At 70.1% G+C, this 13,439-nt stretch carries 13 protein-coding genes; 6 read left to right on the top strand and 7 right to left on the bottom strand.

Annotated elements, in window-relative coordinates; genetic code table 11:
- Nucleotides 1-4 precede the first annotated feature (4 nt).
- Nucleotides 5-430, top strand: a complete 426-nt coding sequence (locus MUY22_RS11170) for a heat shock protein transcriptional repressor HspR (protein WP_247059360.1) — start codon at nt 5-7, stop codon at nt 428-430.
- Between the two features lie 29 nt (nt 431-459).
- On the opposite strand, the gene MUY22_RS11165 is transcribed toward MUY22_RS11170, so the two are convergent.
- From MUY22_RS11165 to MUY22_RS11140, 6 genes are all read right to left on the bottom strand, one after another.
- Nucleotides 460-1,659, bottom strand: a complete 1,200-nt coding sequence (locus MUY22_RS11165) for an IS30 family transposase (protein ID WP_247059359.1) — start codon at nt 1,657-1,659, stop codon at nt 460-462.
- 114 nt (nt 1,660-1,773) lie between these two features.
- Entirely contained in the window at nt 1,774-2,313 is a 540-nt protein-coding gene (locus tag MUY22_RS11160) for a DUF305 domain-containing protein (RefSeq protein ID WP_247059358.1), read from the bottom strand.
- Nucleotides 2,310-3,071 (bottom strand): lytic polysaccharide monooxygenase, encoded by a 762-nt coding sequence (locus MUY22_RS11155; protein ID WP_247059357.1) that lies wholly within the window; start codon nt 3,069-3,071, stop codon nt 2,310-2,312. The genes MUY22_RS11160 and MUY22_RS11155 overlap by 4 nt, the downstream gene beginning before the upstream one ends.
- A gap of 146 nt (nt 3,072-3,217) precedes the next feature.
- Nucleotides 3,218-3,922: a dienelactone hydrolase family protein gene (locus tag MUY22_RS11150; RefSeq protein WP_247059356.1), complete on the bottom strand. Its 705-nt coding sequence runs from the start codon at nt 3,920-3,922 to the stop codon at nt 3,218-3,220.
- Nucleotides 3,923-3,943: 21 nt separating this feature from the next.
- The gene (locus MUY22_RS11145) at nt 3,944-5,047 is read right to left on the bottom strand and encodes a globin domain-containing protein (protein WP_247059355.1); all 1,104 of its coding nucleotides are present in this window, start codon (nt 5,045-5,047) and stop codon (nt 3,944-3,946) included.
- 358 nt (nt 5,048-5,405) lie between these two features.
- Complete coding sequence (locus MUY22_RS11140) at nt 5,406-6,581, bottom strand: globin domain-containing protein (RefSeq protein WP_247059354.1); 1,176 nt, start codon at nt 6,579-6,581, stop codon at nt 5,406-5,408.
- A gap of 320 nt (nt 6,582-6,901) precedes the next feature.
- On the opposite strand from MUY22_RS11140, the gene MUY22_RS11135 reads away from it, so the two are divergent.
- The 3 genes from MUY22_RS11135 to clpB all read left to right on the top strand — a co-directional run bounded on the left by MUY22_RS11135 (nt 6,902) and on the right by clpB (nt 11,365).
- Nucleotides 6,902-7,387, top strand: a complete 486-nt coding sequence (locus MUY22_RS11135) for a MarR family winged helix-turn-helix transcriptional regulator (RefSeq protein WP_247059353.1) — start codon at nt 6,902-6,904, stop codon at nt 7,385-7,387.
- Between the two features lie 99 nt (nt 7,388-7,486).
- Nucleotides 7,487-8,674 carry an MFS transporter gene (locus tag MUY22_RS11130; protein WP_247059352.1) on the top strand — a complete coding sequence of 396 codons (1,188 nt, stop codon included), beginning with the start codon at nt 7,487-7,489 and terminating at the stop codon, nt 8,672-8,674.
- Nucleotides 8,675-8,770: 96 nt separating this feature from the next.
- Nucleotides 8,771-11,365 carry an ATP-dependent chaperone ClpB gene (gene clpB / locus MUY22_RS11125; RefSeq protein ID WP_247059351.1) on the top strand — a complete coding sequence of 865 codons (2,595 nt, stop codon included), beginning with the start codon at nt 8,771-8,773 and terminating at the stop codon, nt 11,363-11,365.
- Between the two features lie 32 nt (nt 11,366-11,397).
- Here the strand turns inward: clpB and MUY22_RS11120 are convergent, their stop codons facing one another.
- Nucleotides 11,398-12,078 carry an SDR family NAD(P)-dependent oxidoreductase gene (locus MUY22_RS11120; RefSeq protein WP_247059350.1) on the bottom strand — a complete coding sequence of 227 codons (681 nt, stop codon included), beginning with the start codon at nt 12,076-12,078 and terminating at the stop codon, nt 11,398-11,400.
- On the opposite strand from MUY22_RS11120, the gene MUY22_RS11115 reads away from it, so the two are divergent.
- Together MUY22_RS11115 and MUY22_RS11110 are read left to right on the top strand one after the other, a co-directional pair.
- Nucleotides 12,077-12,571: a MarR family winged helix-turn-helix transcriptional regulator gene (locus MUY22_RS11115; protein WP_247059349.1), complete on the top strand. Its 495-nt coding sequence runs from the start codon at nt 12,077-12,079 to the stop codon at nt 12,569-12,571. The two genes, MUY22_RS11120 and MUY22_RS11115, sit on opposite strands and share 2 nt — an antisense overlap.
- A 101-nt stretch (nt 12,572-12,672) precedes the next feature.
- The gene (locus MUY22_RS11110; protein WP_247059348.1) at nt 12,673-13,431 is read left to right on the top strand and encodes a hypothetical protein; all 759 of its coding nucleotides are present in this window, start codon (nt 12,673-12,675) and stop codon (nt 13,429-13,431) included.
- Nucleotides 13,432-13,439: the final 8 nt, after the last annotated feature.

The following is a 13,439-nucleotide window of genomic DNA, read 5'->3' as shown; positions in this document are numbered from 1 at the left end:
TGGGATGTTCGGCGGGATTCCCCCGGAGGGGGACGAAGAGACTCCGGTGTTCGTCATCTCGGTGGCGGCCCAGCTGGCGGGGATGCACGCGCAGACGTTGCGCACCTACGACCGGCAGGGCCTGGTGTCGCCGGGCCGCACCTCCGGTGGCGGGCGCCGCTACTCGATGCGGGACATCGCGCTGCTGCGCGAGGTCCAGCGGTTGTCCCAGGAAGACGGCGTGAACCTGGCCGGCATCAAGCGCATCATCGAGCTGGAGAACCAGGTCGACGCGCTGCGGGCGAGGCTGTCGGAGATCACCGAGGAACTGGCCGCGGCGTACGCCGCCGGGGAGCAGGCCGCTGCGGCGGCACACGCTTCCTACCGCCGGGACCTGGTGCCGATGAACCAGCAGACCGCGATGGTGGTCTGGCGCCCCAAGCGCCGTTAGTCCGCAAGGTCCGTGAAGGCCTGGCGGATTCACGCGGTGGTTGCAACACCTGTCGTTGGTTGATCCAACAGTAGCTTCGTGAGGACCTCGGCTGGTGTTCGCCAGCCGAGGGTCTCCCGCGGTCGCCCGTTCAGCTCAGCCGCGACCTCCGCCAGGTCCTCAGCTGTGTGCTGAGACAGGTCGGTGCCTTTCGGAAAGTACTGCCGGAGCAGACCGTTGGTGTTCTCGTTGGACCCCCGCTGCCACGGCGAATGCGGATCGCAAAAATAGATATCCAGCCCCGTGGCCAGGGTGATCGTCCGGTGATGCGCCATCTCCTTGCCCTGATCCCAGGTCAGCGACCCCAGCAGCAACGGCGGCAACGTCGCGATCATCTCGGTCATCGCCGCGGCGACGGTGGCTGCGTCTCGCCCGTCGGGCAGGTGCAGCAACATCACAAACCGGGTCGAACGCTCCACCAGCGTCCCGATCGCCGACCGGTTGTCTTTGCCCAGGATCAGGTCACCTTCCCAGTGCCCCGGGACTGCCCGGTCGGCGGCCTCGGCGGGACGTTCGCTGATGTTGACCATGTCCTGGATCCGGCCCGACGGTCGTTCCCGGCGGGCCTGGGTTTGCCGTCTCGGCATCCGCAGTGCTCGTCCGGTCCGCAGCGCCGCGGTCAGTTCCCGGCGCAACGCTCCGCGGCTTTGGACGTACAGTGATTGGTAGATCGTTTCGTGTGACACCCGCATCTCCGGCCGGTCGGGGAAGTCCAGGGCCAGTCTTTCGGAGATCTGCCGTGGTGACCACTTGCGGTTCAGCCCGGCCTGCACCACCGCCCGCAGTACCGGATCAGCGGCCAGCTTCGCGGTCTTGGGTCGTTTCGCGCGGTGTTCGGCGCGGTGCTGGGCGCTGCTGGGCCGGTAGTTCCCGGTCAGGCCGGTGTTGCGGGCCAGCTCCCGCGACACCGTCGAAGCCGACCGGCCGATCATCCTGCCGATCGCGCGGGGCCCGTGACCTGCGGCGGTCAGGCAGGCGATCTCGTCCCGCTCAGTGATGCTCAACCGGAGCGGACCGGGGCGGGTGGGTGCGTTGCTGCTCACCCCGCCAGCGTGGCGGAACAGCCGGACTCCGGTGGCGGGGGCGAAGCCGGCCGCTCGCGCGGCCGGCTTCGCCGCCTTTCCTGCCCGGATGTGGTCCCAGAACTCCAGCTGCACTGACCTGGGCAGCCAGCGATGCGCTCGAACCATCGGCAACTCCACCTTTCATCGAGGTGGTGTTGCAACGACCCCATGACTCCGAGCCTCCTTACCGGCCATAAGAGCCGGTAAGGAGGCCTTCACGGCTTTCAAGCCCCGGGCGCGTCAGGGCTTGAAGTTCAGCAGCTGCTTCACTTCGGCGCTGCGCGAATCGATGACGCGGCGGGCCAGGTCGCGGGCCTGGGCGTTGACGCCGCCGCTCGTGCCGTTCTCCGTCTGGGCCAGCTCGACGGCTCCTTGCTGCTGACCCGTCAGGACGTCCAGGAACTTGCGGCCGAACTCCGTGTCCGGTGCGGTCTTCAGCGTGCCGACCAGGTCCGGGGCGGTCATCTTCATGCCGCCGTGGCCGGCGTGGGCCGCCGGGTTCATGTCCATCGTTTCCGGCTGGTTCCAGCTGCTCAGCCAGCTCTTCATGTCGTTGATCTCGGTCTGCTGCGTCGACTCGATCGCCGCCGCCAGGACCTTCAGGTCGGCGGGCAGCTGCCGCGTCTGCGCCAGCCGGGCGATCTCGATGCCCTGCTGGTTCTGGGGGATCAGCATCTGCAGGAACATCACGTCGGCCGCGTTGTACGCCGGGGCGGCCGCCGTCGCGCCGCTGCCGCATCCGGCCAGCAGCAGTGCGACGGCGACCAGCAGGAACCTCACTGGCGCTGCCAGAGGGCCGGGGTGTTCGGCGGCTCCCAGCCCGCGATCGCCGTGTGCGGCTGGAGGCAGCGGTAGCTCGCGCCGCCGTACGTGACGACGTCACCGGCCTTGTACGCCGTGCCCGCGGCCCACGTTCCGCCGGCCGGCGGGGTCGTGGTCGGGGGCGGGGTCGTGGTGGGCGGCGGGGTCGTGGTCGGGGGCGGCGTGGTGGTGGGCGGCGGGGTCGTCGTGCCGCCGCCACCGATCTGGAGGTCGACGCAGCTGTAGAACGCGTTGGACGTGTCGGAGATGTTCCAGATGGCCAGCACCTTCACCCGGCCTGAATAGCCCGAGAGGTTCACCGTGTGCGACAGCGTCGCCGGCGGCTGCTGGTTGTTGCCGGGGAACGTCGCGACGCGGGTGTTGCCGACGTAGTAGTCGTAGCTCGACGTGGCGTGCCGGGCGGTGAACACCCAGTTGAACGTCACCGTCGTGCCGACGGACTTGGCCGGCCACGGCTTCGACTCGTCGGCCAGCTCGGCGAACTGGGACAGGCCGCCGTTGCAGCTGCGCAGGCCCTTCGGGCCCTCGACGCTCTGGGGTTCGTAGACGATCTGCCCGCAGTTCGGCACCTTCCCCGCCGCGCAGTTGGCCTGCCTGCTGGGTGGGTCGGAGATGTAACCGTGGGCACTGGCTGAGGCGGCAGGGAGGACGACCACCAGCACCGGCGCGAGGATCGCACCGGCGGCGGCCGCCAAGAGCTTGCGCTTCAAGGTCATTTCGGCTCCTCGAAGGGGGAACGACGTCGTTCCGGAGGGAGGGCGAACGAGCACATCCGGGGGAGATGTGGTCTAGACCATAAGTCGATTCGGGCACAACGGTCAACGAACTACCGCCATTCGGCGGTTTTCCTGCTCCGGTCGGCTCAGCGCGAAGGTCGGTCCAGGTGTTCACCGAAGAAGTCCGTCACCCGGCGCCACGCGTCCTCGGACGCTTCGTGGTGGTAGGTGAAGCCGACGACCTTGAGCAGCAGGTTCAGCGGCGCCGCGACGTCGATCTTGTTGGCGAACCCGTGGCTGGCGCCCGGGTACTCCTTGACGTCGTGCGGGATCTCACGCTCGGTGAGTGCCGTCTCGAGTTTCGCGGCCGCGCCGCGCAGGCCGAAGTCCTTCTGGCCGAAGCTCGCGACGATCGGGCAGGCGTCGTCCAGCACGGACAGGTTCTTCGGCAGCTGGCCGTAGTAGGGCGCGGACGCCTGGAAGCCGCGCGACGCCGCCACGAGCGCGAAGCCGCCGCCCATGCAGAACCCGGCGATGCCGATCCGGCCGCTGCAGTCCGGGCGCGCGGCCAGGAGCGCGCGGGACGCCTCGATGTCGTCGAACGCCTGGCCCCGGTTCGCGAACATGTCCGAGAACACGCGCCGCACGCACCGGCGCATGCCGCCGCGCGAGTACAGGTCGGGGCTGAGGGCCAGGAAGCCCTCGCCGGCGAAGCGGTCGGTGATGGTCCGGGTGTCCTGGCTCAGCCCGAACGCGTCGTGGATGAGCACCACGCCCGGGTGCGGCCCCGCTCCCTCGGGTTCCGCCAGGTAACCGCCGATGCCGCCCGAAACCGGAATAGTCGTCTCCATATCGGCGACGATAGCGAGCGATCAGTCGAGCGTGAACGGGTCGTACGATATTCGTTCCAGATCGACGCCCTTGGTCAGCAGTTTCGCAATGGTCGCCTGGATCATCTGCGGAGATCCGGAAACGAGCACGTCGTGGTTCTTCCACGTGCCGCGCTGGGTGACGGCGTGGGCGAGCGTGCCGCGGTCGCCGCCGGACAAAGCGCCCTCTTCGGTAACCGGGGTTACCGTAAGCCACTTCGACGTAGCGCTCAGCCGTCGCAAATCTTCCAGCGCGTAGAGATCTTCCGGTCTGCGGCCGCCGAAGAACAGGTGCACCGGCGGGTTCCGCTTCCACCGCTGGAGGTCGTCGAGGATGGCGAGCAACGGCGTGAGCCCGGTGCCGCCGGCGATCATCAGCAGCCGTTTCTTCGTCGTGCTCGGCCGCACGCTCAGCGCGCCCATCGACGGCCCGAGCCGCCAGACGTCACCCTGCTTGGTGTGGTTGACGATGGCGCCGCTGACCCAGCCGCCCGGCACGGTCCGCACGTGGAAGGTGAGCTGGCCGTCGCCGCGGGGCGCGTTCGCCGGCGAGAGGTACCGCCACAACCGCGGTCGTTGCGGCACCTCCACGCTGACGTAACCGCCGGCGCGGTACGGGAGCAGGCCCTCGGTCTGCACCTTGACCAGCGCGACGTCGCGGGTGAGCTTCCGGTGCTCGAGCACGGTCGCCGACCACGACGCCGGCCCGGTCTCGGCCTGGGCGGCCTCGCGCATGGTCTTGGCGATGATCCCGTACGCCGTGGACCACGCGGACTCCACCTCGGGCGTCCACTTGTCCTTGAGGAACCGCTTCAGCGCCGCGAGCAGGGCGATCCCGACGGCGTCGTAGTGGCGCGCGACGACCGCGAACTTGCGGTGGTCGCGGCCCAGCTGGCCGAGGAAGGTGACGAGCTCGTCCGGCCGGTCGACCATCTGCACGACGTACACCAGCGCGCGCAGCAGCCTGCTGCGCTGGGTCGTCATGGAGACCGGGAACAGGTCACGGCAATCGGGCGCGACCACGAACAACGCACCGTAGAAGTACTGCGCGAGTTCGTCGGCTTTCGCCTCGACCACCGCAAAACTTTCCCGGATCAGCCGGGCCATCTCTCGGCCCTCTCCAGCCGAAACGGGAACGGGGGTGGACACGGGCAGGGTGGGGATCTTCACGGATTCAGCAGTCATCGGGAACGGTTTTCTCCAGTCGTGCATGGCTTTTTGGCGCCGTCCACGCGGCACAGCTGTAGCGGTACCGCCCCCGAGGGTTCCCGACTGTAGGCGCATTCCCGTGCAGATGCGCGTGATTCCGCGCGTTCCCCTCGAACGGAGCAATTTCGCCACGCGCGGTCAACTCAGCCTGGCACTGCGTAAAAACGATCACCCGGAAGGATTCACGAAAACCCGTAACAATTGCCGGAGCCGGCCCGACTCATTCATCGGACGGGTGCGTCACCATTATCGGCGACTAGTCGATCGTGAACGGGTCGTACTGGATCTGGTCCAGCGCGCTGCCCGCGACCAGCATCCGCGAGACGGTCGCCCGGATCATCGCCGGTGAGCCGGAGACGAGGACGTGGTGCCCCGGCCAGGAGCCGTAGCGCGTGACGGCCTCGGCGAGCGTGCCCTGCTCGAACCCGGGGACGTCGCCGCCGCGTTCCACCACCGGCGTCACGTTCAGCCAGGGGTTGATGGAGGCGAGCGCCCGCAGTTCTTCGAGGTCGTAGAGGTCCTCACGGGCCGCGCCGCCGTAGAAGAGGCGCACCTTGGGGTTCTCGCCCCACAGCGCGAGGTGGTCGAGGATCGAGCGCAGCGGCGCGATGCCGGTGCCGCCGGCGATCATCAGCACGTTCCGCGCGGCCTCGCGGTCGACCGCCAGCCGGCCCAGTGGCGGCCCGAGCCGCCAGACGTCGCCGGGCTGCGTGTGGCTGACGATGGCGCGCGAGACCCAGCCGCCGTCGACGGCGCGGACGTGGAACTCGATGCCGCCGTCCTCGCGCGGCGCGTTCGCCGGTGACAGGTAGCGCCACAGCCGCGGCCGCTGCGGTACTTCGACGCTCATGTACTGGCCGGGGTGGTAGGGCACCAGCTGGTCCGGGACGAGCCGCACCAGGGCGAGGTCCCAGGTCAGCCGCCGGTGCTCGACCACGGTGGCGTGCCACGACGGCGGGTTCTGGTCGGCCGCGGCGGCGTCCTGCATGGCGCGCGCGGCGATGGTGAACGCCTCGGCCCAGGCCCGCTCGACCTGGGGCGTCCACTCCCGGCCGAGGTGGTTCTTCAGCGACGCCAGCAGCGCCGTGCCGACGGCTTCGTAGTGCCGGGGCGCCACGCCGAACTTCCGGTGGTCGCGCCCCAGCTGCCGCAGGAACGGCGCCAGGTCGTCGGGCCGGTCGACCATCTGCACGATGTGCACCAGCGCGCGCACCAGCCGGCCGCGCTGGATCTCCATGTTGATCGGGAAGAAGTCGCGCGTGGTCGGCGCCAGGGTGAACAGCATCCCGTAGAAGAACTGGGAGATGTCCGCGATGTACGGCTCGGACCTGGCCCAGCTGTCCCGGATGAGCTGGACCATCGCGGTGACGGCCGGGGGTGCCTCGCGCGAGGTTGAGGAGCGGGGGAGCGGGCTGACCGAGTCGGCTGTCATGGGCCGGGGTTCGCCGGTCGGGGACGGAGGACCGGCGGCACCCGGTCGGTCACCGCCGGTCCGGGCACGACGACGGCAGTTCCGCGCACAGCCGCCTCCCGGTGTCCATCGCTTCCGCCCAGCCACTCCGCGCACGCTTCGTGCGCGGCCCGTCCGCAGGGTAGCGGCCGGGCGCCCTTTTGCCCGCATTGTTGCTCCGACCGGGTGTACTGCCGCCGCTGCGGGCGTGGGGGACCTCACCGGGCCGATGCTTGCCCTGCGCAAGCGTCCGGCAATAAACTTGTATTGCACAACTAACAGGCAGTACCGGGAGGGCTCCGATGAGTTTCGACGACACCGAGGACGACGTCCGGGTCGAGCTCATGCGTGAGCTGAAAACCGCGTCCCAGCTGCAGCACGCCTGGATCATGCAGGCCTGGCAGGACGCGCCGGGGCTGCACCCCGCGGCCGCGATGCTGCTGTCGGACCTGGCGAAGAACGGCGAGGCGCGGCCGTCCGAGCTGGCGAAACGCCGGTTCGTCGACCTGTCCGTCGTCAGCAGGCAGATCACCCAGCTCTCCGCCGCCGGGCTGATCGACCGCCGTCCCGCGCCCGAGGACGGCCGGGCGACGCTGGTGAGCGTCTCCGAGAAGGGCCGCGCCGAGCTCGCTCACTGGCGGACCAACTACCTCGAGTTCATGGAGCAGGCCCTCGGCGGCTGGGACGACGCCCGCGTCACCGACCTCACCGGGCGGCTCGCGGAGATGAACACCGACCTCCGCCGCGCGCTCGGCAGTGTGGCGTGTCTCGCTGACACGACCAAGTGACGGACGGGCAATCGGTCACACCGCCAGTTGCATTCGGCGTGACCGATTGTCTCCGTTCGGTCCTGACTTCCCGGTGCTGAGCAGAGCTAACGTCGATGGGTGACGCGTAGCCGGGTCGCACTGCTGTGCGCGTTGGGGATCGACAACTTCGGCTCGGGTCTGTTTCTCCCGCTCGCCCTGGTCTACGTGACCCAGGTGGTCGGCGTGCCGCTCGCCGTCGCGGGCACCGCGGTCACCCTCGGCACGGTCGGCGGCCTGGTCGTGCCGCCGCTGGCCGGACGGCTGGTGGACCGCGTCGGCCCCCGCGTCGTCGTCATCTGCGCCCAGCTGCTGCAGGCCGCCGGCGCCGGCGCGTACCTGGTGGCCGACGGCGCCGGGGCCGTGGTGTTCGCCGCGGTCCTGCTCGCCGCCGGGCAGCAGCTGTTCTACAGCTCCTTGTTCGTGCTCATCGCCGACGTCGCGGGCGACGTCCCGAAGGATCGGCCGTTCGCCGAAGTGGGGATGGTGCGGGCCGGCTGCTTCGGCCTCGGCGGTCTGGTGGCGGGAGTGCTGCTGACCTGGCAGGGGCTGGCCGGGTACCGGGTCGCGCTCCTGCTGGACGTCGGCACGTTCGTCGTCGCCGCCGGCATCCTCGGCTTCTGCGTCCGGCTCGTGCGACCGCACCAGAAGGACTGCGAGCGGCCCGCGCGGGTGCTGCGCAACCGGCCCTACCTCGCGTTGATCCTGTTCAGCGGCCTGTTCGGGCTCTCGCTCGACTTCTTCCTGATCGGCACGCCGGTGTTCGTCCTCGACCGGCTGCACGGCCCGGCCTGGCTGCCGGGCGCGATCCTCGCCCTGCTCACCGTGCTGACCAGCGTCGGCGGCACGCTCGCGCTGCGGCTCACGGCGAAGCTGACCCGGATCGGCGCGATGCGGGCCGGCTCGGCGTTGTTCTCCGCGTGGTGCCTGGTCAGCCTGGGCGTGCTGCTCGTCCCCGAGGGCTGGCGGGTGGTCTACCTGCTGGTCTCGACGCTGGTGTTCGCCGCCGGCGACCTGGTCTTCGGGCCGCGCTCGGGGGCGCTGGCCGAGGCCGCGGCACCTCCGGACGCCCGTGGACGTTATCTCGCTGCGTACCAGTACGCGTTCACCATGGCGCAGGTCCTCGCGCCCGCTGTGGTGGCCTTGTTCTCGGTCGCCGACTGGTTACCCTGGGTGCTGGTCGGGGTGTGCGCCGGGCTCGCCGTCGCCGGGCTCGGGAGGCTCGCGCCCCGGTTGCCGGCGGACGCGGTCGCACCCGGTCAAAGTTGAGCGGAACAGACTCAAGTCTTCGTGCGTTGTAGAGACTGACGGGCTTCGGTCAGGCCTGTCACCAGGACTTTCTTGTAATCGAGCATGAGGTGAGGGATGGACGCTTTCAACCCGACCACGAAGACCCAGCAGGCGATCTCGTCCGCGGCGCAGGCGGCCACCATGGCCGGCAACCCGCACGTGTCGGCCGCCCACCTGCTGGGCGCCCTGCTGGCGCAGGGTGAGGGACTGACCGCACCGCTGCTGACCGCGGTCGGGGCCGACCCGGGGGTGGTGCACAAGGAGCTCGAGCCGATCACCGCGGCGCTGCCGTCGGCGACCGGCGCGACCGTGTCGAGCCCGCAGTTCGACACCTTCGCCGTGAAGTCGCTGACGCACGCGCAGAAGCTGGCGACCGAGCTGGGCGACGAGTACGTTTCGACCGAACACCTGCTGGTCGGGCTGGCCACCGAGGGCGGCCAGGTGGCCGACCTGCTCAAGCGGCACGGCGCCACCCCGGACGCGCTGCGGGAGGCGTTCGCCAAGGTCCGCGGCTCCGCCCGGATCACCAGCGCGGACCCGGAGAGCACGTTCAAGGCGCTGGAGAAGTACGGCGTCGACCTGACCGCGCGCGCCCGCGCCGGCGAGCTCGACCCGGTCATCGGCCGGGACACCGAGATCCGCCGCGTCGTGCAGGTGCTGTCGCGGCGCACGAAGAACAACCCGGTCCTGATCGGCGAGCCGGGCGTCGGCAAGACGGCGATCGTCGAGGGCCTGGCCCAGCGCATCATCGCCGGCGACGTCCCCGAGTCGCTGCGCGGCAAGCGCGTCATCGCCCTCGACCTCGGGTCGATGGTGGCCGGCGCGAAGTTCCGCGGCGAGTTCGAAGAGCGGCTGAAGGCCGTGCTCAAGGAGATCACCGACTCCGCGGGCGAGGTCGTCACCTTCATCGACGAGCTGCACACCATCGTCGGCGCCGGCGCGACCGGTGAGGGCGCGATGGACGCGGGCAACATGATCAAGCCGATGCTCGCCCGCGGTGAGCTGCGGATGGTCGGCGCGACCACGCTCGACGAGTACCGCCAGCACATCGAGAAGGACGCCGCTCTGGAGCGGCGCTTCCAGCAGGTGCTGGTCGGCGAGCCGTCGCCGGAGGACACCATCGCGATCCTTCGCGGGCTGAAAGAGCGCTACGAGGTGCACCACGGTGTCCGGATCACGGACGCAGCCCTGGTCGCCGCGGCGACGCTGTCCGACCGCTACATCACCGCGCGCTTCCTGCCGGACAAGGCCATCGACCTGGTCGACGAGGCCGCGTCCAAGCTGCGCATGGAGATCGACTCGCGGCCGGTGGAGATCGACGAGGTCGAACGCGCCGTGCGCCGCCTGGAGATCGAGGAGATGGCGCTCGCCAAGGAGAGCGACGCGGCTTCGAAGGACCGGCTCAGCGCGTTGCGCGCCGAACTGGCCGAGAAGCGCGAGACGCTGACCGCGCTGACCGCGCGCTGGCAGAACGAGAAGGGCTCCATCGAGAAGGTCCGCGAGCTCAAGGAGCAGCTGGAGCAGCTGCGCGGCGAGTCCGAGCGCGCCGAGCGTGACGGTGACCTGGGCAAGGCCGCCGAGCTGCGCTACGGCCGGATCCCGGCGCTGGAGAAGGAGTTCGAGGCCGCGACGGCCGCGAACGAGGCGAGCCAGCAGAACGTGATGCTCAAGGAAGAGGTCGGCGCCGACGACGTCGCGGACGTCGTGGCCGCGTGGACCGGCATCCCGGCGGGACGGCTTCTCGAAGGCGAGACCGGCAAGCTGCTCCGGATGGAAGAGGAGCTGGGGCGGCGGGTCATCGGGCAGCCCGAAGCCGTGCAGGTCGTGGCGGACGCGGTGCGCCGCGCCCGGGCCGGCGTCGCCGACCCGGACCGGCCGACCGGGTCGTTCCTGTTCCTCGGCCCGACCGGCGTCGGCAAGACCGAGCTGGCCAAGGCGCTGGCGGAGTTCCTGTTCGACGACGAGCGGGCGATCCAGCGGATCGACATGAGCGAGTACGCCGAGAAGCACTCGGTGGCGCGCCTGGTCGGCGCCCCGCCGGGGTACGTCGGGTACGACCAGGGCGGGCAGCTGACCGAGGCCGTCCGGCGCCGGCCGTACTCGGTGGTGCTGCTCGACGAGGTCGAGAAGGCCCACCCGGACGTCTTCGACGTGCTGCTTCAGGTCCTCGACGACGGGCGGCTGACCGACGGCCAGGGCCGGACGGTCGACTTCCGGAACACCATCCTGATCCTGACGTCGAACCTCGGTTCGCAGGCCATCGCCGACCCGAACCTGGACGAACGGCAGCGGCGGGACGCGGTGCTGGACGTGGTGCAGCGGCAGTTCAAGCCGGAGTTCCTCAACCGGCTCGACGACATCGTCGTGTTCCACTCGCTCGGCACCGAGCAGCTGACGTCCATTGTGGACATCCAGGTGGCCCGGCTGGCCGCGCGGCTGGCCCAGCGCCGGCTGCACCTGGAGGTCACCGACGGCGCCCGCGAGTGGCTCGCCCTCAACGGCTTCGACCCGATCTACGGCGCCCGCCCGCTGCGGCGGCTGGTCCAGTCGGCGATCGGCGACAAGCTGGCGAAGGAACTGCTGTCGGGTGAGGTCCGTGACGGCGACACGGTCCGGGTCGACATCCCGGACATCGAGGCGGGCAACGCGCTGACGGTGACCCGCGTCTGACCTCGCGGGTCGGCCGGGTGCCGACCACTGTTTCACCAGGCCAACCGGCGCTCGTCTTCGAAGACGGCGCCGGTTGGCCCGTTTTCGTCCACAGTGGCCAGCCGGATGGCCACTTCGGCGCCTTCTTCGGGAGTGCGGCTCCCGCGAAAGCCGTTGAAATCCGTGGCGACGTGGCCGGGCGCGGCGCCGTTCACCTTGATCTTCGTGTCCGCGAGTTCCCGCGCGTAGTGCGCGGTCAGCGCGTTGAGGGCGGTCTTCGAGCTGGAGTACGACATGGACGGCTGCCCGGCCCAGGCCCCGTGTTCGCCGATCGAGCCGCGTTTGCTGGTCACGTTGACGATCCGGCCCGCGGGTGACCGCCGCAGCAGCGGCAGGAACGCGTTCGTCACGCGGACGACCGCGAACACGTTGGTCTCGTAGACCCGCCGCAGCGTCTCCGCGGTCTCGTCCGACGGCTTCCCGTAGCCGCCCGCGTTGATCCCGGCGTTGTTCACCAGTACGTCCAGTTCCCCGATCACCGCCACCGCGTTTTCGACGTCCTCGTCGGAAAGTACGTCGAGCCGGACGAACTTCGCGCCGATCTCCGCGGCGGCGGCCTCACCGCGGCCGGTGTCACGCGCTCCCGAGTAGACGGTGAATCCCCGCCGGACGAGCCCGGCCGCGATCGCCTTGCCGATGCCCTTGTTCCCGCCCGTCACCAATGCTGTTGTCATGACAACACCGTACGCCGGATCTTGTTGTCATGACAACACCGTCGTAGAGTTGCCGCTCGTGGACCGGCTCAGCAAGGACGACATGGCGTTGTGGCACGCCTGGAAGCGCGCGGCCGAAACCGTGCGGGCCCGGGTCGTCGAAGACGTCGCCGCCGCGACCGGACTGTCCGATCCGGACTTCGGCGTGCTCACGCGCGTCGCCGAGGACGGGAAGGGGAGCCTGCGGCAGAGCCGGCTCGCCGACTCGATGGGGTGGCACCGCAGCCGGTTGTCGCACCACCTGACCCGCATGGAGCAACGCGGGCTCGTGACACGGCGGCCGGTCGACGGCGGGGTCGAGGTCGTCATCACCGACGCCGGCCGCGCGGAAGTCGCCCGCGCGCGGCCGGTGCACGCCGCCGCCGTGCGGGCTCACCTGGTCGAACCGCTCGGAAAGGCCGACCGGGCCACGTTCTTCGCGTGCCTTGCAGCCCTGGCCGAATCGCGAGATTAAGCGATTTGTCGACGTTGCAGGCGGGAAATGCTTCGAATGGGCGCGGCGACACGGGTACCGGCGATCATCTCTTCGGCGTAGCAGGCGATACGCTGACGATCGTGGGTATTCCGGCGTGGATCTGGTTCGTCATCGCGGCCGTCGCCCTGGTGGCGGGGCTGGGGCTGCTCGCCGCCGATCGGGCGAAGGAGGGCTCGCGCAACCGCGAGCGCATGCGCTGGGCACAGTTGCGCGGCTGGCAGTTCGTCGAAGAGGACGAGCGGCTGCCGCAGCAGTGGTCCAACGGTGCGATCGGCTACTTCGGCGCGGACGCCGCGGTCAACGTCGTCGCGGGCTCGACCTTCACCTCCGACGGCCGCCGCCCGGTGTTCATCTTCGACATCGAGTCCGAGGGGCAGATCCCGGCCGTCGTCGTCGCGGTGCGCTGCAACAAGAAGCACAAGATCCCGATCGAGATGTGGCTGTCCAGCGTGCCGTTCCAGCGCGCCGACATGCCCGAGATGCTCGGCCCGATCGGCTCCCGCTACGCCTTCGCGGACGACGCCGACGGCGCCCGCGCGGTGATCACCCAGGAACTCGTCGACGCCGCGGACCAGCTCGGCGGCGACGTCGGCGTGGCCTGGCTCGAGAGCGAGTGGGTGCTCGCCAGCGTCGTCCCGACCGCCGGCCCGTCGCGCCTCGAGCGGCTGCTCAGGGACTTGGGCGAGATCGCGGACATCGTCGACCCGTTCGACGAGGACTACGACGCCGGCCGCCACCAGGCGAGCGCGCCGATCCCCGCCGTCGGTTCCGCGCCGGGCACCCCGGCCACCGGGATCCCGGCGCAGCAGCCGCCGCCCGCGGACACCCCGCAGGACTAAGCGCCTTG

It is taken from the genome of Amycolatopsis sp. WQ 127309 (genome assembly GCF_023023025.1).
Lineage (GTDB): Bacteria > Actinomycetota > Actinomycetes > Mycobacteriales > Pseudonocardiaceae > Amycolatopsis.
Note: the sequence above shows the minus strand (reverse complement) of the source record. Positions and strands in the feature narration are given on the sequence as shown.